A 20,814-nucleotide genomic window follows, 5' to 3' on the forward strand; every position below is an offset into this window, starting at 1 on the left:
GGAGCGAAGACCTAACTAAAAGTAACTACGGAGCGCTCAGATTCTTCCGAGCGTAAGCATTACTGAGGAGCGGGTGGCAGCGTAGCTATTCCCTGGCGGACTGTTTTGCGAACCTCATCGTGATCGATACGATTCGCATCCTCTACGACAATGCTCATGTCGACTCTCCAGAGAATACTTGAGGACTGAGCGTCGATGAACAACAGCTTCATCTCTCCAGTTTTTACCGGCCCGCTCAGAGCGTAGGCGTTGTCTTCAGATGCGCCATCGATTTGTCGATTTACAGAGCTACCGTAGAGGGTATCGTTAGATCCGCCGCGAAGCAGCTGGCCATCGTTAAACCCGGGAGCGGCAACGTACTCGATAAGAAATTCCGCATCGGCCTTGTTGACTTGGCGGTACCCGAGTTCCAACATTTCTGCTTCAACGCCAGCGCGAATCGACGGGCTTTTTTGCGCAAGCATATCTTTACTGTTGGGCGTGTTTTTTGGGGACTCGCTTCGCCATGCATAGTGGGTATAACCCGTTGCCGCAAAGGTCTCGGTTTCTGAGGGGTTGATCTGTGTGCCGCTGCAGGCGCTGACACCTAGCAGAACGAGAACTACAGTCGGAATGAACGCTAGGCGTATTCCGGTAAATCCTTGTAAAGCCAAGTTGTAAGCCATGGGTTACACGCTTCAATTTAGATGGTTATCGATCGTAACTTACGCGCTTTGCGAATTACACCATGCAAAAGATGAGGCCTTTATAGGGGTTTTCACTGATTTCAACCCCAAAGAAAAAGTGGTTAATCCTGCGATTTTTCGCCTAAGCAGCAAGAGTTTCTCTGCCGTTAATAACGACTCACGTTGGCAAACTCTCGCGTCGGACGATAAGGCTCCAGATTCTTTGCGGGCTCCGCGCTGAGTATTTCTTTAGCCACCAAGCTTCCGACTATAGGTGCCAGCGATACGCCGCTATGCATGATCGCCAGGTAAACATCCGGACGATCTGGGTTCACGCCAAGCACGGGGTGACCGTCCAGTGGTAGGGGGCGCCACCCGATGAAAACGCTTTCCATGCGTGTGCCTTTGAGGTCGGGTAGAAACTCCGTTGCTGCCTGGAGGAGGCGCGAGCCATGCTCCCCAACGAGCTGGGAGCTTGGGAAGTCATTGGGGCGTCCTACTAAGCGCTGCTCGTGACTTGCTGGTGCCCCTGCTTGCTCACCAATAACAAAACGGCCATCGCTGCGCTGGTGTAAGTGCACTCCAGGCGCAGCGACTACGCTATTGAGAAGACGCGGCATAGGTTCGCTGATGCCTATGATTCCGGGTGTTGTTCTTTGCGGTATGTCGATATTGGCGATGCGCTTCGGAAGCTCTTGGGCGGCTCCGGTGGCGAGAATAAGGCGATCGGCCTTGATAGAGCCCATTGTCGTCTTTACGGACACGAGGCGTCCCTTATCCAAAGACACACTCTTGAGCTCATTGGGATAAACGATATCTGCCCCCAGAGATTGAGCGCCTTTTAACATCAGCTGCGTCGCGAGTATCGGATCCACCGCCCCGTCGTTGGGGGAGTAGGCCGCGAGACCCTGGGTGCCAAAACGTAATCTGGGCTCCAGATCAGCAATCTTCTCGGCGTTAATCATTTGCGCGGGTTCACCCCATCTCACCTGCTCCGCAATCTGCTCCGCCAAACGCTGTTGTCGCTCAGCGCTTGCAAACCACTCAATTGACCCGCCCCAGGTGATGGGTATCTGCAATTCTTCCTGAAGCTCGTGCCAGCTGTCGACACTGGTTTGGTTGAGACGATGGTAGTGCTGTGGCTGCTTTGCCCAGGTCGCGTTTATCCAGGCAAAGGTCCCGCGGGACGCATGGCTTGCCGGACCCACGGCGTCGATCACTGTGACCTCGGCTCCCGCCTTTGCCAAAGAGTAAGCTATAGACGCGCCGACTATTCCAGCTCCAGCGACGACCACACGCATTTCCTTCGCCCCAGATGCTGCTACGGCGGCTTTTGAGGGAAGCGACGCGGCTCCGGCAGAAAGCGCCGCCGCGAGTGTGAGGAATTGTCTACGATCCATGCTTTGCGTATTCCTGTTTGCAGTCTTGCGAAGGGAAACACGATACTCTCTTTGAGCTGACTCGTGTAAGTATCGCGGGCAGAGTGGGATGAATGGGAGCGAACAAAATGAACCTGAACCAAGTGACTCTTCCCGTAAGAGATCTTCCCGTTGCGAATACCTTTTATAAGAAACTCGGATTTACTCAGATCGTTGATTCCCCGCACTACGCTCGTTTCGAATGCCCTGATGGTCACGGCACGTTCTCTCTATCGTTAGAAGAGGGCGACTACAAAAATGGTGCCGTCATTTACTTTGAGCATGCCAAGCTCGAAGATTGGGTAAACGAACTTATCGCCAAGGGCATTCAGTTTGACCAGCTTCCCGCCGAACAAAGCTATCTTTGGACAGAGGCCGAACTTTGTGATCCTTCAGGAAACAAGATCAAGCTTTACCGGGCTGGAGAGCACCGCCGTTTTCCGCCCTGGCGTGTAGAGATCCGCGAATAACGAATGATTAGGAGTATTTATGTTCAATCTTGAACGACGCTCTGTGCTGAAAGCCGGAGCGACTTCAGCCTTGGCGCTGGCGAGTTTGCCTGGCGTGATTTCAAGCGTGAGTGCTGCATCTCCCAAACGGCGGGTCGTGGCCGAAAGCGCATTCGCACGCATTGTCGAAGTTGGTGATGGAGTTTTTGCCGTTGTATCCACACCCCTGGACAGCGAGGGGCGATTCGCGGCGCCACAAACCTTGTGTAACGGCGGACTCATTGTGGGTGATGAGCGAATACTCTCAATTGACGCTTACTATCAGCCGGAGGGCGCAGCGTGGGTAAACGAGCAGGCCAAAAAGTTGTTTGGTCGACCCGTGAGCGATGTGATCTGCACGCATCTGCATTTAGATCACACGGGCGGATTGGCGGGTTTTCAGGACGGGGCTGTAGGGCCGGAAATTTACATGACCGCGAGCACCTGGGCCTTGATGGTAGAGCAGTACAGTGGTGGTACGGCCATCGAGGGAACGCCCTTTATTGCACCGCCTGCAAAACTTGTAGGCCCCACACGTGTGATCGAGGACGAATCGCAATTAGTTTCCATGAATCTTGGAGGGCGTAGCGTCACCATCTTGCCTCTTGCTGGGCACACGCCGTCAGATCTCGCGATTTTGGTGGACGATCTCCCTATCACTTTTGGAGGCGATCTCGCATGGTGGGGGTTGTTCCCAAACTATGTGGATGCGGTACCGTCAAAGCTGGCGCCGTCTCTTGCCAAGCTCATGTCCGGGGGTTCTCGTCTGATGGTGACGGGGCATGGAGGCTTGGTGTCGACGGACGACATGGCGCCCTATGCGGAGTTGATCGCAAGTATTGATACCGCTGCGCTACAGGCCCGGGAGCAAGGCTGGTCTGCGGAGAAAGCGGGGGACACTTACAAGATGCCGGCATCCACTGCCGACTGGGGGTTCTTTAATCCCCGTTACCCAGAGCGCGCGATAGGGGCCTGGTTTCGCGAGTGGGGCATGGATGACAATGCTGCCTAACGTAAGTTGCTCCAGCCTCTTAATGCCCGAGGCATTGGATACGGCGTCAAAATTCGAGATCAAGCCTTTAGATTGTAGGTAGACGCCTCTGCGAGCTTGCCCTTGCACGCCATAATGAATTCGACCATGTGTCTCTCGTCCATGTGTGCCTGGTAGTCGTCGATGGAACTCCACTCTTCGAGAAAGACGAAGTGCAGCGGGTCTTCAGCGTCCGAGAACATATCGTAGCGAATGCAGCCCGCTTCAGCACGAGTGGGGCTTAGGAGTTTTTTTAGCTGGGTTTCTACAAATTCTCCGTGGCCGGGTTTGGCGCGAACGTGAACGACAACTATGGTCTCGGACATGGTGACTCCCACGAAAGTTTTGCGTTGTGACAAATACAGATGACATCGTACACCCCCGCCGGCGCTATCGCTTGTGTTCTCTAAAGGCTGCGTCGCGCTAAACTGTAGACTGCGGTCTTCCAGATAAATAAAGCACAGGAAAGGATGAGTTAGCGCAATGAACTTCGAAGTCCCCGTAGATATTCAGATGTTTCTTGGCGAGATCGATGAGTTCATCGACGATAAGATCAAGCCGCTGGAGAACAGTGACGACAATATTCGCTTTTTTGATCATCGTCGCGAGGATGCGCGAACCGATTGGGACCGGGATGGCTTGCCGAACGAAGAGTGGGAAGCGCTGCTCCGCAAAGCGAAGGATTTGTCCATCGAAGCGGGGATTTTCAACTACCCCTTTCCCAAGGAGTTCGGGGGGCGCGATGGCGGCAATCTTGGTATGGCGCTAATTCGAGAGCACCTGGCCGCAAAAGGTTTGGGACTACACAACGATTTGCAGAATGAACACTCAATCGTTGGAAACAACATTGCACTGCTATTAATGCTCAACTATGGGACGGAAGAGCAAAAGTCCGAGTGGTTAGATGGTATGGCATCGGCCCGGCAGGGCTTCGCCTTCGGAATTACCGAGCCAGAGCATGGCTCTGACGCCACGCATATGGAAACTGCCGCAGTTCGTGACGGCGATGACTGGATAATCAACGGGGAGAAGACCTGGAACACCGGCGTGCATATCGCTGATGCGGATATGGTGATGGCTCGAACTTCTGGAAAGCCAGGCGAGGCAGCGGGTATAACTGCGTTTTTGGTGCCGATGCAGGCTCAGGGCGTAAAGATCGAGGAGTACCTGTGGACCTTCAATATGCCCTCGGATCACGCGCGCGTGTCTTTCACCGATGTTCGTGTGCCCCATGGCTCGATCTTTGGCGGTGAGGGCAGGGGCCTCATGGTGATTCAACATTTCTTTAACGAGAACCGCATTCGCCAGGCGGCATCCAGTCTGGGCGCGGCGCAGTACTGCGTGAATGAAGCTGTCCAGCATGCGCGTCAAAGAAAACCGTTTGGCAAAGCCTTAGCCACGAATCAGGGTATCCAGTTTCCTTTGGTGGAACTCAATGCGCGCTGTGAAATGCTCCGTGCACTCATTCATAAGACCGCGTGGCTCATGGATCGCGACGGTGCCTTCTCGGTGTCTGACAAGGTGTCGATGTGTAACTACCAGGCAAACCGCCTTTGCTGTGAAGCGGCGGACTTTGCGATGCAGGTGCACGGGGGAATGGGTTATTCACGCTACAAGCCTTTTGAGCACATCTATCGGCATCATCGACGCTATCGCATCACGGAGGGCGCAGACGAGATACAGATACGCCGCGCTGCGGGCTACTTATTCGGTTTTATGAATCAGAAGAAACCCAAAGGCGTTGAGTGACGATCATGTCTGAAGACTTTGAAACAGCATTAGAGAAGGTGCTTCAGCGGAAGCTTCCCGGGTGCCAAGGCTTGCTGTCTTGCGAGCAACTTACCGCGGGGGCTAGTCAGGAAACCTATCGGCTGGCGGTGGCAGAAGCCTCGGGGGAGAAGCTTTACGCTTTGCGACGATCACCCCCGGCGCTGGATACGGAATCCAGTGTAGGCAACATTAGCCTCGATACGGAGGCGCGGCTTTTTCAGCTGGCGACAGCTTCGGGAATACCTGGTCCTAAGGTTCATTGCGCTTTGCAGCCTGATGACGAACTCGGCAGTGGTTTTGTGATGGACTGGCTAACGGGCGAAACGCTGGGTCAACGTATTGTCCGATCTAAAGAACTTGAAGAAGTTCGACCAAAGCTCGCAAAAGAGTGCGGGCAAATTCTCGGGCGAATACATGCGCTGGACTGGGAGTCTACTGTCTTAGCCGATGAGCTACCCAGAGTGAGCCCCACAGTCTTAGTAAAAGAGACCTGGGAAACCTATCGCGATCTACAAGTGCCGGTGCCTATGATCGATTACTGCTATCGATGGCTGTTGGACAATGCCCCCAAGACTTGGCGAACTACGTTGGTCCACGGGGATTTCCGCAATGGCAATTTGATGGTTAACCCTCAGGGAATAAATGCGGTACTGGATTGGGAATTGGCCCAGATTGGCGATCCGGTGAGAGACTTGGGATGGCTGTGTGTCAACTCCTGGCGTTTTGGTAATGATACTTTGCCAGTAGGGGGATTCGGTACGTTAGAGGATTTACGGGAGGGATACCTCGAGTCTAGTGGCGTGGAGGTTTCCCTCGAAGAAATCAAGTATTGGCAAGTATTTGGTTCGTTTTGGTGGGCTATGGCAACACTGCAAATGGCTAACGCCTGGCGAACGGGAGAAACCCCGAGCCTTGAGCGGCCCGTGATTGGCCGGCGGTCCTCCGAGGCGCAGATGGACTGCGTGAATCTCATCATTCCTGGTGATTTCGAGTTGCCCGACTTGGGGGTGACGATAGCGGAAGGTACTCAGTTACCGATGCCCGCGGAATTGTTAGCAGGTGTGGCAGATTTTTTAAAAGATGAGGTGGCAACGCAGTTACAAGGACGGGATGCGTTTTTAGCCAAAGTCGCAGCGAACTCCCTCGGCATTGCCCAGCGGGAATTGCAGCACGGAAGTGCATTAGCGACGCAGGAACAGATTCGTCTGGAAGATCTCCTGGACCATCAGGACAGTCTGGACAACTTACGCTGGGAACTCGTTCATCGATTGCGAGATGATCTGTCCCTTGATACTCCGGGGTTAGCGGCGCACTTGCGTCAGACTGTGGCAGGACAGTTGGCAATTGATCAGCCGCTCTACCCCGCCTTACACTGACGCCTAGCGTACTTTTATCTGAATCAGCGGCTGGATATATGTTTTGAGTCGCTATCCTCAACTGCGATAGGTGAGACTGCGATCAATAAGCCAAATGGACAGGGAATAGGACGAATCCTGAAAGCCGCGGAATGTTCCTACCATGGTTTTCGAAGTGCGTTCATTCATGAATCTGCATTTCGTCAGGAATTATTGCTGGTCGTCTTACTACTTCCCGTAGCGTTCCTCATCGCTGTCTCCAGTAATCACTTTATCTTAATGGCTGCCAGTCTGGCGTTACTGCTGCTGACGGAACTTCTAAACTCCGCAATTGAGGCCGTTGCTGATGCGGTCACTCTTGAAGACAACCCGCTTATCGGCCGAGCTAAGGATATGGGTTCCGCTGCAGTCTTTGTCGCACTGAGCTTTGTGACTCTGGTGTTCGGCGAAGCACTGTATAGGTACTTTGTAGCGTGACCTAAAGCTGTGCGGCTCAGCCGCCGCGCAGATAGTTGAGTCCACCCATGACTGCGGCTACTTGCGCTGCGATGCAGTCGTCGTCGCTTACCAAGGGGCTGTCAGGATAAACCTCGGTAGTTGTTACGAAGGGCGCATCAGTGGCTCCCATACAGAGTCCGAGACCCTTGCCGTCGTAACAAATGACGCCTTCTTGCTGGAGCGTCTCACCGATGATCTTTCCATCGATAGACGGCGCGATGTGCGTGACCTTCGCGACAGACTCGATGATTGCGCGCTGAAACTCTGGTGCCGGGCGTGAGCTGTCGGCAACACCGTAGAATCCGTCAGGAATGTCCCAGTGGTCCTGGGGTCGCGCATCTCTCGCAGCGAGAGCCGGTCGAAACTCTGAGTTGTCAGTGTCGGTTGTTTCGTGAAGGTCAAAGTGCGCTAAGAACTCCAAGTCGCGAAGACCGAGATGACGCATCGCGGCCGCACTCTCCTGCGCGGGACTATCTCGCCGGAAGGAACGGTTGGGATCAATAGCTTGGGCGTTCCAGCGGTTTATCGTTTCAAAAGACCAAGGACTGATGCAGGGCATTACGAGGAAATTGAAGTCCTCCGAGTACTGTGCAGCGGCGTCTTCCAGAAAGCTCAGCGCACCCATGACGCCACTGGTTTCGTAACCGTGGACTCCGCCTGTAATTAGAACGTTGCGCAGCTCGGGATTCCAATCCTTTGAACTGAGGGCGTAGAGCCTGTGCTTCCCATCGGGGTGAGACAGCTCTCCGTACTCTGCAAGATCAAAGTGTTTCTCCAGATCCTTAACTCGCTGCTCGACCAACAGCGCGTAGCTGCGCTTTTTGGTCTGTGCATCTAGCCACGCCGCTTTCTCAGCGGCCGCCCAGGGCACGCCCGCTTCGCCAATAAAATAGTCTTCGGTCGTTGTCATAGTTTTTTGGTCGTTGTCATAGTTTCTTGTTCGTTGTCATAGTTTGGTCCTCGTCATGATTCCATTACTCCGACCGCCTTGTCGAATAGGCGTCATGTTACTTCACTACATAGTCGCGCGCCTCCAAGCAGGCGTTCATTGCCCGCCGATAGTCGGACCTCAGATTGGAGTCTGAGTCAGCTACGGTGGGATCAAAGTCGGTTTCTTTACTCGCCCACAAATGGCACTCGTAGCGATCCCTACCTGTTTGCTCTTCGGACTGTCCTGCGGCCGGGTAGACGATGATACGACCACTGTCCTCTGCCGGAAGCACAGTAGGTGTCGTGCTGGGCTGTTCAATGACAACGAAGCCTTTGGTCGCAGGGCGATAGTAGGCGCCCGCGTAGTAATAGTAGCGCCGCGGCCCCGTCCCAATGGTTATAAAGCCTCCTGGCAGTGAAGGCACAATCGCCCCGATAGGCGCCGTGATGCTGACGTAGACGCCGGAAGATTGCCGATAGAAGTGACCGCCCCAAAAGTAGTATGGCGTGCCGCGGTGGACCACGCGGTGATGAGTTCTTGGTAATGACTTACTGCGTAGTTGCTTGGAAGCGGGTCCCTGTCTCGCCGCTGCGGGCGAGGATTGCGCACCGTGGGCAACGAGTGAGCTACTCAAAACTAAAAGAAAAACCAGCCGAGTGATGTTGTTTGTTGTTGTCATGATGATCTCCAGAAGGTCTAGGTGACAAGACGAGTCTGGAGGGATACTGAGAAGCCTTCGTGCAGCAACTGTGGCGTTTTGGTGAAGTCGGCGAAGTTGGCCGTTACGGTCGTTTAGCCTGCTTCAGGCAGAGTTCGGTAGTGGAGCACTCAAACGGAGCCATTACGGTTGAGCTAAATACTGGTGCCAAAGTAAACCGCGGAGAGTGTGATACAGCTTAAAATCCAAACGGTAAGATCACGCCGCTCGAGTAGGACATGCGTCGTCAAAATAGCACCGATAGGCGTGGCAAACGCGTAGACGGACACGAGCGTGATAGCCACATCACCCAAAAATGCCATGACGTGAATGTTGATTCCGTCCGCACTAATATCCACGGCTTGAATAAGATCAATACTCACGAAAAAGACCGTGAACCATAGGCCGATCTGCAAGTAGAGCCAGGCTTCTGCGCGCGCTCGTTTTCTAAAAGGCGCGGTGAGAAGTCCCCAAAACGGCTTAAAGAATAGGGTGAGTGGGCCTCCGGGATCGTTGACATAATAGTAGAGGCGGAGCCTATGGCTCCAGCGGTCGAAGTTACGCAAGACCGGAGTCGTTGCCAGGGCGTTCCAGCGGGCTCCAAGCAGGGTTATCGCGCTGAGTGCAACGATGGCGACAATAGGTTCATAGTTCCCGCTGGCATCGGATATGGCGCCGACACTTAAACCTGCAAAGAAGAGCACCACAACGTCGCCGTAGAGTCGCGCACGACCTTGGCGCTTCTCTATCCACTCGGGTTGCGGGGGCAACACCATGCCGCGACTTGGCGGCATGAAAGATAGTGCTCTTGGAGGTTGTCCGGTCTTCTGACGCTGCGATTGGTCGTCGTTAAATGACCGAAGCATCGTGGTCATGTAAAACGCGTCTACGATCCACCACAGTAAACCTCCCCCGGCTGTGACCGCCATGGCTAGCGCTGTCGCTGGCCGGTCGAGGTAAAAGCGGTGCCCCCCGAGCAAGCCTGTGAGGGCCCAAAGTATCCAGGCGACTTGCCGACGCTTCAGCGGATAGCGGTATAGATCCTCCAGTACAGCCCGGGAGAAGTCCGCATCCCTTCGAGAGCTTTGGGTTTCCAAAGGAGCTAGCAAAGGTTCAGGTTCTAAGCGAGAAGCTCGAGCACCATCATGGTCAGGCCCGCGACGCCTACGGCCCATACCAGGCTGCGCAGATAGGGAATGCCTATCAGGTAAATTGGCAAGTAGGCGAGCCTCGCCCAGAAAAACACCGTTGCTCCCAGTGTTGCGGCTTCCGCAATGCCCGCCAGCTGTGCGGTGAGTGCAAGGGGTACAAATAGGATCAGCGCTTCTATGGAGTTGGCGGCTGCGCGCTCGGCTCTGCCACCGAGCGGTGTCGCTTCGGGCAGTTCATCCCGATTGCTGAGTCCCACTTTTAGCCCTTCGGGAGTCCATTCGCGATTCCGTAAAAAAGCGCCAAGCATGATCGCCAGGAACGTCAACAGTGTGGTGTATACAACAAGGCTCAATAATGGGGTCATCTTAGTTCTCCGTCTAGGGGTTTTTGTCAGCCTCTGCGCCCGAGTACATTACGGGCGTGCAATTGTCACAAGCGCTTTACCAGGGTAGTTCGTCACCTTTATAGGTAAGGAGTCTTCCGCTGTCTTCGGGACCCAGTTGATCGATGACGGTCACCATGCCTGCGATGGATTCTTCTGTCTGAATATCTGCTCCACTACCTCCCATGTCGGTAGCGACCCATCCGGGGTGCATCGCGATGGCGATGACCTCCCTCTCTTTCAGATCAATGCTGGCGGTCCGCATAATGGCGTGCAGTCCGGCTTTCGAGCTGCGATAGCTGTATAAACCACCCGTGCTGTTGCCGCCTATACTGCCCAGCGTACTCCCCATACCTACAATGACCCTTCGCTCACTGGTGGCCACGTGATCGGCAAAAGCTTGTACGAACATTGCCGGTGCGACCACATTGATGTTCATAACCTGTTGGAAGTCCTCTGCATTGAGTGTTCCAAGCCCCGTTCTCTCTGCCATCACTCCAGCATTAAGTATGAGTACATCGATAGCGATCCCCCGCAGAGTGTCGGCTAGCTCAGCGATAGCAGCGGCGTCGCTAACGTCTAGTTTGTAGAGCGTGACATTCTCAGCGGCGGTGGCGAGTTCCTTGACTTCCGTAGCGTTGTCCGGGTCGCGGCAGGTGCCAAATACCGTCCAGCCAGCGGCCGCATATTGGCGGACGAATTCAAGACCCAGACCGCGGTTCACGCCAGTTATCAATACCGTCGCCATAAAGTTCTCCAGTGCCTGATTCTAAGAAAGCGTGATTGTGGATGACTCAAGGGTGAGTGAAGGAGATCGAACCCTCTAGTACTTAACGCACAAGGTCAATATCTTTCGGCCATTGTAACGGAAGCGGTTCCAGCTACCGCATCACAATACGATGCCCAAGGCGATGGGAAGAATGATCAATGATGCCAGATTGCCTATGAGAACAATCGCAGCAACTCGCTGAGGATCCTGTGAATAGCGCTCGGCAAAGAGAAAGTTCATTACCGCGGGGGGGAGTGCGCCAAAGATAATAAGCATTGCCGTGTCTCGTTCATTCAAAGCAAGAAGTAGCGAAAACGCCCAGGCTAGCGCCATACCCAGAGCGGGTTTTAATAGTGCCCCAAGCAGCGGTGCAGTGAGCGCGTCAAAACGCACCTCTCGCATACGTACGCCCAGAGCAAAAAGAAGTAGTGGTACGGCGACGTTGCCCATTAGTTGTAAGGCGTCTACTAGAGGACGCCACACTGGCACTTGCGCAAGAGAAATTCCGAGACCAGCGAAGACTGCCAGTAGTGTGGGGTTTCGCCATAGGGTCTTAATCTGGGCATCTCTGTCCAGCATATGGAGACCCACGGAGAAATGCAGCACGTTGGAAACGCTATAGAGAATGACTGCTGCGGCTAACGCGCTATCGCCCCACGCCAATACTGCCAAGGGGATTCCAATATTCGCCGAGTTATTGAACATCATCGGCGGGACAAACGTGCGCCAATCCACAGCCACAGCTTTGGCGAGAAGCCTAGCGGCGAGTCCGCTGCAGAGAACGATTAATGCTGCGCCAGCGGCTAAACCAGCATAGCGCGATGGGTCGAAGCTCTTGCTCATCATGGCGCCGAGGATCAATGCCGGCACAAACACATCCATGTTCAGACGATTTGCTACCGACATCTCGGGATTGTGCTTGCGACCGTACCAAAATCCTGCGACTACGATGGCTACTATGGGAAACAGAACGCCCGCTATGCGAGCAAACATCGTTACATCAAAAAAAGCGGCCTGCGTATCCACTTTTACACAGCCGCTGGCTTAGCTGGTGATTGACTGTGAATGCTCAGAGCATTCCGCTGAGGCGCTGTCGGATCATCTTTTCCGCATCGTTCATGATACGGCTGATGAGCTCGTCGCAGGTGGGAATGTCATTGATCAAACCTGCGACCATGCCGCAGGACCACGCGCCGCACTCGACCTCGCCTTCCATCATTACCCTGGGATAGACACCAGCGACTTCAGCAGCAATGTCACCAAACTCCAGTTCTTTGCCCTTGGCTTTTTCCGTCGCGAGGATTTTTTCAACTGCGGGGTTGTTTAGCACTCGCTCGGTGTTACGAAGGGGACGCATTACCAGGCGTGTATCAAGCTCTGTGGCCTCAAGGATTGCTTGCTTCACGTTCTCATGTACTGGCGCTTCCTTAGTGGCCAAAAAGCGCGTGCCCATGTTCATGCCTTCGGCCCCCATGGCTAATGACGCAACCAAAGAACGGGCGTCGGCCATGCCGCCAGAAGAGACAAAGGGGATTTCCAGTTCGTCAGCGGCGCGGGGTAGGAGGATCATATTGGGAATGTCGTCCTCGCCGGGGTGACCGCCACACTCAAAGCCGTCAACGGACACCGCGTCGCAACCTATCTTTTGTGCCTTGAGCGCGTGACGAACAGCCGTACATTTGTGTATCACTTTGACGCCGGCTTCTTTTAGCGCCGGGAGATACTCCGCTGGATTGTTGCCCGCAGTCTCTACGACCTTAACGCCGCCGTCGATGATCACCTTGATGATTCCCGGATAGTCAGGCGCATTCACTACGGGCAGAAAAGTGACGTTCACTCCAAAGGGCTTATCTGTCATTTCCTTACAGCGGGCGATTTCGTTAGCCAGATCTTCCGGTGTTTTCTGTGTGAGCCCTGTGATGATTCCCAAGCCGCCCGCATTGGATACCGCGGCAGCGAGCTCGGCAAAGCCGACATAGTGCATGCCTCCTTGAATAATCGGATGCTCAATACCAAACATTTCAGTAATGCGTGTTTTCATCGCCAGACTCCCACCGTTTATGGTTTGTTGTGTATTTTAGGTCGGCGCTATGCTGATTTATCCGGGCGGGTTATGCAATCGGCAATCGCGCTATTTCTCGCGGAGGAGACGAGTTTGATCGCAGCTCATTAGAATAGCTTCTTTGCTTTCTCAAGCTGCGGCGAGCTGGTCGGTAATCCTTTGAGCTGCTCGAGTAAATCGGGGCCGGAGCGCGACTTCGCTAACCCGTGGACCAAAAAAGGCCCCGTCTACCAAAGCAGACGGGGCCCCAATCCCTGATTTTTGGATGCTCTAGTTGTTTCCTACCAGCGTCACGCCAAAGATCGCCGTGGTACCGCTCACTTCGTTACCTACAATCAAAAGAGGCTCTCCGCTGGGGCTATCTTCTGCGGCAACAAACTTGATCGACTCCGGTCCAAGATCTCCCACAGCGGAGAAGTCTCCGGCGTCGACCAGATCGCCAATATTGACACTAAAATCTCGGGTACTTATGTATTGAACAAACTCAGCGGACTGAGGATTGCTGATGTCGTAGACCATAATTCCGCCCACCCGCTCGAGACCAATAAAGGTGTAGGTTTTTCCGTCGATGGCGGCGACAGCTACAGCTTCCGGCTCAGGTCCTTTGTCATCGGAACGATCGTCGCCTTCGTTGTCGTCGTTGCTGGCGTTAAAACCTTCACCAAGACGTTGCGCTGTAATTAGCTCGAAATCGCTACCGCTATCAAATACTAGTGCGCCGGTGCTGCCGTCCCAGATAGAGAAAGAGCGAGCGCCATAGCTATATAGGGCTTCGTAGGTGCAGCCGGCATCGGGTTGTCCAGTCGACGCTAAGTCGCTGCAGCCACTTACGCCCTGGTCAACCACTATCTTGACGCGACCGAGATTCTCGTTCGCTAGCAGTGTTTCAATATCGGGTGCGAAGCGGCTGAGGTTGCCAATATCAATAGTAGCGCCGACATCAAGAAAGTCGCCTGCGCGGATTTCGTCTAGATAGTGAAAGCAATCACCGTCGTCGAAATCAAAACCACCCTGCGCCGTGCAGTCGGCTTCATCACTGGCGTCGGTAAGATATTCTCTAGCATCACCCTCGTTGGCGGTTACCAGATAAGTTGTGCCCGCGTAGTCGTAGCTGGTGATCGTATCTGGCATGAACAGGCCTCTCAGCGGCCAGCCCTGAAGATTCGCGCCGCCGTCTCGATTGCTAGCATCCAACTCGTTACCTATGAGGCCGTGGTCTTTGTAGCCCAGTCCTAGAACTGCAGAAATTTCAGCGCCAGCGATGTCGACGACAGCAACGGCGTTGTTTTCTTGCAGTGCGACCCAGGCGGTGCTGCTATCTGATGATACCGTGACATATTCAGGTTCAAGGTCCTGAGCGACGCTTTCAGCTTTGGCCGAGACTCGCACGCTGCTGCCCAAAGGCTTACTGCCGCCGCTGTTAAAGTCAGCGAAGCCCAGCGTAGTGACGTTTGCCTGCATGACGCTGGAAACGCCACCAGAGACGTCGATGAGGCTAACGCTGCCTTCTGGATCGACGCTGTAATCACCGTTGGGCTCGCCTTCGTTGGCTACCAGGACGCTATTGCCATCCGGTGTGAAGGTGACCATGTCCGGCAATGCACCAACTTCTACAGCTGACAAGAATGTGCCATCCGTTTGGTAAAAAGCGATATAGCCATTGTCCTGTTTGGTATCGGCTTCTATGGCGACCGCCAGAGTGCCGCCGGAGACCGACACACTATTTGCCGCACCTAATGCCGTGGCATCTGCAAGATCAGCGATGGCTCCGGCAACATCCGCCGCTACATCTAGCGAGGTAGCGAGCCTGGGCGTTGAGGGTGAGCTAATGTCGATAACGTCAATCTGTCCGGAGTTAGCGTTGACCACAAAGGCCTGCTCTGTGCTTGGATCGTAATCGACGATCTCTGCGGCGGATTCATCGAACACGCCAGTCTCAAAACGACCTAGAAGGCTTAGAGCAATGGTTCTCGCAGAGCTGTTCGACCCGTTTGTTCCAGGTTCGCCTGCAGGCCCCTGAGGCCCCTCGGGACCTTGAACGCCAGCAGCGCCATCATCACCATCGTCGCCCTCGCAGCCGGCGAGAGTTAGTGATCCTATAATGGCTAAACTTAACAGTAAGCATTTGTACGACATGCGTTGACTCCCTTCAAAGCGGCCCCAGTAGAGGCGAAATTTAAGGAAGTGAGCGTGTGGCAGTTGCATGACAGATTGATGAAGCAAATGCGGCGATACGGTGACGTTTTTGTGACGTTTCGGTGATACCGTAAAACGCCTGGTTTTTTGGTGATACGTTTTTGCGTAACAAGCCTTTAGTTAACAAGCGAGTAGATCTATGACTATTCATGCATTCCTTCGGTGTGGCATTGCGTGGTGCGCCCTGGCATTGATGACAGCCTGCGCGGACGAAGATGCACAAAACGTTGACTCCGAGCTTGCTCGACTGGCAAGTCGGGCGGGCGCGGTGACGATTATTCGCGATGACTTTGGTGTGCCACATATTTACGCCAACACAGATGCCGATGCAGTGTTCGGTCTTCTGTATGCGCAGGCCGAGGATGATTTTCCCAGGGTAGAACGCAATTACTACTGGGCTATCGGGCGACTAGCCGAGGCTGAAGGTGAGTCTGCGCTCTTTAGTGATCTTCGCGCACGTTTGTACATGTCCACGGACCAAGCGAAAGAAGCCTACGCGAAATCTCCTCCCTGGCTTCAGGCCCTCTGTGATGCCTTTGCCGATGGACTGAACTATTACTTAGCCACTCATCCCGAAGTCACACCCAAAGTGCTCACTCGCTTTGAGCCCTGGATGCCTATGTTCTTCTTTGAGGGTTCTATTGGGGGTGATATCGAGCAGATTCCGCTGGACGGCATTCGCGCCTTCTATGGCGAGAACAGATCGGTTGATTTAGCGGTAATGGAACAGGCCCGGGAGCCCAAGCTGGGCTATGAGCAGCATCTGGGGTCCAACGGGTTTGCGATAGCAGGTGAGCGTACTCGTTCCGGTAACGCCATGCTCTTGATTAATCCACATACCTCGCTTTACTTTCGCGGCGAAGTTCACGTGGTCAGCGAAGAGGGTTTAAACGCTTATGGCGCTGTGACCTGGGGACAGTTTTTTGTTTATCAGGGCTTCAATGAGCATACGGGCTGGATGCACACGTCCACAGGTGTCGATTTTATGGACGAGTTTGTCGAAGAGGTGATCGAGGGCGCGGATGGCGAACTGATGTATCGCTACGGCGATGAGCTTCGTCCGGTAGAAGTCTCAGAGGTAACGTTGAAATACAAAGATGGCAACGATATGTCTGAGCGAACCTTTCCTCGCTATCGCACTCATCACGGCCCGGTTACCCATATGCTCGACGGTAAGTGGGTAGCTACTCGCATCAACTGGGATCCGGTTACGGCATTGGAGCAGTCCTACGTTCGCAGCAAGAAGACCGGTCTTGACGGTTTCAACGACATGATGGATCTGCGAACCAACTCATCTAACAATACGGTTTACGCTGATTCCGCGGGCAACATTGCCTACTATCACGGCAACTTTATTCCAAAGCGCGACACCCGGTTCGATTTTTCCAAGCCCGTCGACGGAAGCAACCCCGCTACGGATTGGCTGGGTCTGCATGCAGTGGATGAGATTGTGACAGTTGTAAATCCCACTAACGGCTGGCTGCAGAACTGCAATTCCACTCCCTTTACGGCGGCGGGGGATTACAGTCCCAAGCAAGAGGATTATCCGGTGTACATGGCTCCTGATGCTGAAAATTTTCGGGGTATCCATGCACAGCGAGTGCTAAAAGATGCCACTGATCTCACGCTGGATGGATTACTCGACCTTGCCTACGACAGCTATTTACCGGGATTTGAGAGATTGATTCCCGGTCTTATCGAGGCCTATGACGCTGAGGGATCAAGCTACCCAGAGCTGGCAGAGGCCATTGATGTATTGCGTCGTTGGGATCTGCGCGTCAGCGCGGACTCGGTGCCGATGGCGCTGGCGTACTTTTATGGGATGCAGTTCCGAGACGATGGAGAGAATCCTCAAGGCCTTCGTCGTATGGCGCTAATCAACTACTTTGCTGACGCATCTTCATATCAAGAGCGACTGGCAGTCTTTGAGACTGCGGTCGAGCGTCTCATCACCGATTTTGGTCAATGGGACACGGCCTGGGGCGAGATCAATCGGTTCCAGAGGCTGTCGGGCGATATCAATCTTGCCTTTGATGATGGGAAGCCAAGTCTGCCCGTCGGCCTGGCGTCTGGAGACTGGGGTGCGCTCGCTTCTTATCGAGCTGTGCGACGTGATACCAAACGAATCTATGGTGTCTCGGGAAATAGTTTTGTAGCCGTCGTGGAGTTTGGCGACAAAGTCCGCGCAAAGAGCATCCTGGCCGGCGGTCAGAGTGGTGATCCAGACTCACCGCACTTTTATGATCAGGCCCAGCCGTACATTGATCGTGAGTTTAAGGACGTGGCGTTCTATCGGGAAGATGTCGAGGCACGTGCTGTACGCAGTTATCACCCGGGAGAGAGCTAGGGGACCGTTGGAGTGTGAATAGTTCTCGAGAGCGACCAACGCGGTGACGCCCGATCAAATTGCCAGCACGCTACTGAGCTGTGCGGGATTTATGGCGCTTGTTGCCTGGGTATCCTATAGAAAAACTCGGGGAGAAGTTGCCACCCAGGAAGGTTACTTTTTGGCGGGGCGAGGGCTCGGCCCTTCTTTCATTGCCGGTTCGCTGTTACTGACAAATCTCTCCGCAGAGCAGTTGATCGGCCTGAATGGATCCGCCTACGGTTTTGACATGAGTAGCATGGCCTGGGAAACCACGGCGGCCATAGCGACCATTGCCATGGCTTTCGTGTTTCTTCCCCGATATCTCTCGGGCGCCTTTGTGACCTTGCCGCAGTTCTTGAACGAGCGCTACGACGACAGCGTTCGTAGAATGACCGTCCTGCTTTTTATGTTCGGTTATGGATTGATTACTATCCCCAGTGTTTTGTACTCGGGATCCATCGCAGTACTGCAGCTGTTTGATCTGCCGACCATGCTCAAAATGTCCTACGGCCAAACACTGCTACTGACCATTTTTGCGATCGGTTGTATTGGCGCAATGTATGCGGTGTTCGGTGGACTCAAAGCGGTCGTAGTGTCGGATACGCTAAATGGCGTGGGGCTGCTAATTATCGGCATCGCCGTGCCGCTACTAGGGTTTGCGGCTCTAGGTGAAGGCAGCATTACCAGCGGTGTAAAAACCGTCGCCTCTCAGTACCCCGAAAAGCTCAATGCCATCGGCGGAGAGGATTCTCCCACGCCCTTTGGCACACTGTTCACGGGCATGATACTCGCAAACCTGTTTTACTGGTGTACCAATCAGTATGTTATTCAGCGCGTATTGGGCGCGAGGAATCTAGCGGCGGGTCAAAAAGGCGTGCTGCTCTCCGGCTTTTTTAAAGTGCTGGTGCCGTTTTTTATGATGATGCCGGGCGTCATCGCCTATCACCTTTATGGACCCGGTTTAGCTTCCATAGATCTAGCCTATCCACGACTGATCAGCGATGTTTTGCCCATTTACGCAATGGGCTTTTTCCTGGCGGTACTTCTTGGTGCGGTGTTCAGCTCGTTTAACTCGCTGCTCAACAGTGCCGCTACCTTGTTCTGTCTTGATCTCTATGCGCCACTAAAGAAGAAACCGTTGTCAGACGCGCAAATGGTCCGAGTCGCGAAGGTCGCCAGCGTAGTGATCGCTGTTTTCTCCTTTGCTATAGCCCCTTTGCTTCAGTTTGCGCCTATCGGGCTTTGGCAAATTATCCGCATCTTCTCTGGCTTTTATAACATTCCTGTCATTGCCATTGTGCTGGTAGGTCTGTTTACCGTGCGAGTTCCGGCTCTGGGTGCAAAGATTGTGATCGTGTTTCATGTGGTGGCATACGGACTCTGCCAATTCGTTTTTGAAGAGTTTATTACTATCCATTTTTTACACCTGTATGCGATTCTTTTCTTTATAGAGGTGGGCATTATGTTGTGGGTGGCGAGCTATCGACCCCGCGTTAAGCCGGCCGCGCCCCCTCTTGTGGAGCTGGTGGAAATGACGCCTTGGGTCTATGCAGTACCTTGCGCTTTTACACTTCTGTCTTGTGTGGTGGCTCTCTACTTACTCTTCTCACCCTTGGGCTTGGTAGGTGGATTCGGCGGTGTATTTTTTGCAGTCATTGCCGCGCTTGTCGTTGTTAATGCGCTTATCTGGGTTTTGGCCAGACGACGGGTTTACGGGCGATTGCGAGGAATTTTGTAATGCGATTTTACGATGAGTCTTCAGCGGCTAGAGCCAAGCGCGCTTGTGCGAAATTGTCTGAAGAGAGGTTTCAGAAGTCCACTCTAGAGACTGCTGACTCAAGGCCCGGCCTCGCAGTTGTCGGCGTTGGCATGATGGGTAGGGAGCACCTGGGTGTTGCTCACCTTTTGGGGCGCACAGTGCTCCGCGGAATTTTTGATCAGTCAGCCCAAAGTCTTGAAGCAGCCGACGAGCTCGTTGCTACGCTGGGTGGCGAGGCACCTCATCACTACTCAAATCTTGAAGACGTCTTTGCCGATCCGACCGTCGACGTGGTGATTGTCAGTACACCCAATTACACCCACTGGGATGTGGTGCGGGTCGCTTTGAAGAGCGAAAAAGCGTTACTGGTAGAAAAGCCCATGGCTACCCGCCTGGAAGATGCCCTCGCCATGGTTAAAGCTGTTTCGAACCGCAAAGCGCTGTTTCGCCTGGGTATGCAATACCGATTTAAGGCACAGTACGTTGATGTGTTTAGAGAGGTGAAAGCACTCGCTTCGTTAGGCGCAGTAAAGACCATAAGCATGTCGGAGTACCGCCCGCCGTTTCTGAAAAAGGTCGAGCAGTGGAATAAGTTTAGTCGCTACTCCGGTGGGACATTGGTCGAGAAGTGTTGCCATTACTTTGATCTGATCAATCAGATGGCGGAGGCCGAGCCGATTAGCGTCTATGCATCGGGAGGACAGGCCGTCAATTTTCTGGACTTTGAATACGAGGGGAGTCCTTCAGATATTGATGATCACGCTTTTGTTGTCATCAACTACAGCAATGACATCCGAGCAAGCTTTACCCTGAACATGTTCAGTGAAGAGCTCTATGAAGAAATGGTGGTAGTAGGGGAGAAGGGTAGAGCAGTAGCATCAGAACGTTCGACGTTTAAGCGCAACGAGCCCTCCACCGGGGCTCTGCAAGTTGAGGTGTCGGGTCACTCTCACTACCATTCGCAGGACGTCAGCTACCCAGACATAATTGAGCAAAGCGGACACAGCGGTGCGACGTTTTTCGCGCAGGAGTCATTCTTGAACACGCTGGAGAGTCGCAATGCTGGGCAAAGCGCTGACAGTGCGACGGTGATGCAGGGTCTTTGGGCGATGATTGTTGCAAGCGCGGCGCAGGCATCTATCCAAAGAAAAGCTGTTGTCGATATTGAACAGTTTTTGTTCGAACACGGTTGCTCTTCATTGGCGCTCGCTGAATTTACACCAACTACCGAGTAAGCAATTAGCTCAATGACTCATTTAGCGTCTCGAAAAACA

At 53.8% G+C, this 20,814-nt stretch carries 19 protein-coding genes; 8 read left to right on the top strand and 11 right to left on the bottom strand.

Annotated features, from left to right (window positions below; genetic code table 11):
- Nucleotides 1–59: 59 nt before the first annotated feature.
- Together R0137_RS06565 and R0137_RS06570 are read right to left on the bottom strand one after the other, a co-directional pair.
- Entirely contained in the window at nucleotides 60–665 is a 606-nt protein-coding gene (locus tag R0137_RS06565; RefSeq protein ID WP_407329480.1) for a DUF4136 domain-containing protein, read from the bottom strand.
- A gap of 167 nt (nucleotides 666–832) precedes the next feature.
- Nucleotides 833–2,065, bottom strand: a complete 1,233-nt coding sequence (locus R0137_RS06570; RefSeq protein WP_407329481.1) for an NAD(P)/FAD-dependent oxidoreductase — start codon at nucleotides 2,063–2,065, stop codon at nucleotides 833–835.
- A gap of 107 nt (nucleotides 2,066–2,172) precedes the next feature.
- Between R0137_RS06570 and R0137_RS06575 the strand changes: the two genes are divergently transcribed.
- Together R0137_RS06575 and R0137_RS06580 are read left to right on the top strand one after the other, a co-directional pair.
- The gene (locus R0137_RS06575; protein ID WP_407329483.1) at nucleotides 2,173–2,553 is read left to right on the top strand and encodes a VOC family protein; all 381 of its coding nucleotides are present in this window, start codon (nucleotides 2,173–2,175) and stop codon (nucleotides 2,551–2,553) included.
- Nucleotides 2,554–2,572: 19 nt separating this feature from the next.
- Nucleotides 2,573–3,583, top strand: coding sequence for an MBL fold metallo-hydrolase (locus R0137_RS06580; protein ID WP_407329484.1), 1,011 nt, complete (start codon nucleotides 2,573–2,575; stop codon nucleotides 3,581–3,583).
- A 59-nt stretch (nucleotides 3,584–3,642) separates the two neighbouring features.
- Here the strand turns inward: R0137_RS06580 and R0137_RS06585 are convergent, their stop codons facing one another.
- Complete coding sequence (locus R0137_RS06585; RefSeq protein ID WP_407329486.1) at nucleotides 3,643–3,927, bottom strand: putative quinol monooxygenase; 285 nt, start codon at nucleotides 3,925–3,927, stop codon at nucleotides 3,643–3,645.
- Nucleotides 3,928–4,084: 157 nt separating this feature from the next.
- On the opposite strand from R0137_RS06585, the gene R0137_RS06590 reads away from it, so the two are divergent.
- The 3 genes from R0137_RS06590 (at nucleotide 4,085) to R0137_RS06600 (ending at nucleotide 7,203) form a co-directional block, all read left to right on the top strand.
- Nucleotides 4,085–5,350, top strand: a complete 1,266-nt coding sequence (locus R0137_RS06590; RefSeq protein ID WP_407329488.1) for an acyl-CoA dehydrogenase family protein — start codon at nucleotides 4,085–4,087, stop codon at nucleotides 5,348–5,350.
- A gap of 5 nt (nucleotides 5,351–5,355) precedes the next feature.
- Entirely contained in the window at nucleotides 5,356–6,747 is a 1,392-nt protein-coding gene (locus R0137_RS06595; protein WP_407329489.1) for a phosphotransferase family protein, read from the top strand.
- Nucleotides 6,748–6,939: 192 nt separating this feature from the next.
- The gene (locus tag R0137_RS06600) at nucleotides 6,940–7,203 is read left to right on the top strand and encodes a diacylglycerol kinase (protein WP_407329491.1); all 264 of its coding nucleotides are present in this window, start codon (nucleotides 6,940–6,942) and stop codon (nucleotides 7,201–7,203) included.
- Between the two features lie 16 nt (nucleotides 7,204–7,219).
- Here the strand turns inward: R0137_RS06600 and R0137_RS06605 are convergent, their stop codons facing one another.
- The 8 genes from R0137_RS06605 to R0137_RS06640 all read right to left on the bottom strand — a co-directional run bounded on the left by R0137_RS06605 (nucleotide 7,220) and on the right by R0137_RS06640 (nucleotide 15,353).
- A complete protein-coding gene (locus R0137_RS06605) occupies nucleotides 7,220–8,134 on the bottom strand; it encodes a M14 family metallocarboxypeptidase (protein WP_407329493.1) in 915 nt (304 codons plus the stop codon).
- Nucleotides 8,135–8,231: 97 nt separating this feature from the next.
- The gene (locus R0137_RS06610) at nucleotides 8,232–8,834 is read right to left on the bottom strand and encodes a DUF6515 family protein (protein ID WP_407329495.1); all 603 of its coding nucleotides are present in this window, start codon (nucleotides 8,832–8,834) and stop codon (nucleotides 8,232–8,234) included.
- Nucleotides 8,835–9,007: 173 nt separating this feature from the next.
- Entirely contained in the window at nucleotides 9,008–9,961 is a 954-nt protein-coding gene (locus R0137_RS06615; RefSeq protein ID WP_407329497.1) for a TM2 domain-containing protein, read from the bottom strand.
- 11 nt (nucleotides 9,962–9,972) lie between these two features.
- The gene (locus tag R0137_RS06620; protein ID WP_407329499.1) at nucleotides 9,973–10,368 is read right to left on the bottom strand and encodes an MAPEG family protein; all 396 of its coding nucleotides are present in this window, start codon (nucleotides 10,366–10,368) and stop codon (nucleotides 9,973–9,975) included.
- A gap of 76 nt (nucleotides 10,369–10,444) precedes the next feature.
- Nucleotides 10,445–11,134 carry an SDR family oxidoreductase gene (locus tag R0137_RS06625; RefSeq protein WP_407329501.1) on the bottom strand — a complete coding sequence of 230 codons (690 nt, stop codon included), beginning with the start codon at nucleotides 11,132–11,134 and terminating at the stop codon, nucleotides 10,445–10,447.
- 141 nt (nucleotides 11,135–11,275) lie between these two features.
- Nucleotides 11,276–12,181, bottom strand: coding sequence for an AEC family transporter (locus R0137_RS06630; protein WP_407329503.1), 906 nt, complete (start codon nucleotides 12,179–12,181; stop codon nucleotides 11,276–11,278).
- A gap of 43 nt (nucleotides 12,182–12,224) precedes the next feature.
- Nucleotides 12,225–13,196 (bottom strand): NAD(P)H-dependent flavin oxidoreductase, encoded by a 972-nt coding sequence (locus R0137_RS06635; protein ID WP_407329505.1) that lies wholly within the window; start codon nucleotides 13,194–13,196, stop codon nucleotides 12,225–12,227.
- Between the two features lie 291 nt (nucleotides 13,197–13,487).
- A complete protein-coding gene (locus tag R0137_RS06640; protein WP_407329506.1) occupies nucleotides 13,488–15,353 on the bottom strand; it encodes a choice-of-anchor I family protein in 1,866 nt (621 codons plus the stop codon).
- A gap of 199 nt (nucleotides 15,354–15,552) precedes the next feature.
- Between R0137_RS06640 and R0137_RS06645 the strand changes: the two genes are divergently transcribed.
- The 3 genes from R0137_RS06645 to R0137_RS06655 are packed head-to-tail and all read left to right on the top strand — an operon-like array spanning nucleotide 15,553 to nucleotide 20,775.
- A complete protein-coding gene (locus R0137_RS06645) occupies nucleotides 15,553–17,760 on the top strand; it encodes an acylase (RefSeq protein WP_407329508.1) in 2,208 nt (735 codons plus the stop codon).
- A 43-nt stretch (nucleotides 17,761–17,803) separates the two neighbouring features.
- Nucleotides 17,804–19,519 (top strand): solute:sodium symporter family transporter, encoded by a 1,716-nt coding sequence (locus tag R0137_RS06650; RefSeq protein ID WP_407329509.1) that lies wholly within the window; start codon nucleotides 17,804–17,806, stop codon nucleotides 19,517–19,519.
- Nucleotides 19,519–20,775, top strand: a complete 1,257-nt coding sequence (locus R0137_RS06655) for a Gfo/Idh/MocA family protein (RefSeq protein ID WP_407329510.1) — start codon at nucleotides 19,519–19,521, stop codon at nucleotides 20,773–20,775. The genes R0137_RS06650 and R0137_RS06655 overlap by 1 nt, the downstream gene beginning before the upstream one ends.
- The last annotated feature ends 39 nt before the right edge of the window (nucleotides 20,776–20,814 follow it).

It is taken from the genome of Congregibacter brevis (assembly GCF_045689245.1).
In the GTDB taxonomy this organism is placed as follows: domain Bacteria; phylum Pseudomonadota; class Gammaproteobacteria; order Pseudomonadales; family Halieaceae; genus Congregibacter; species Congregibacter brevis.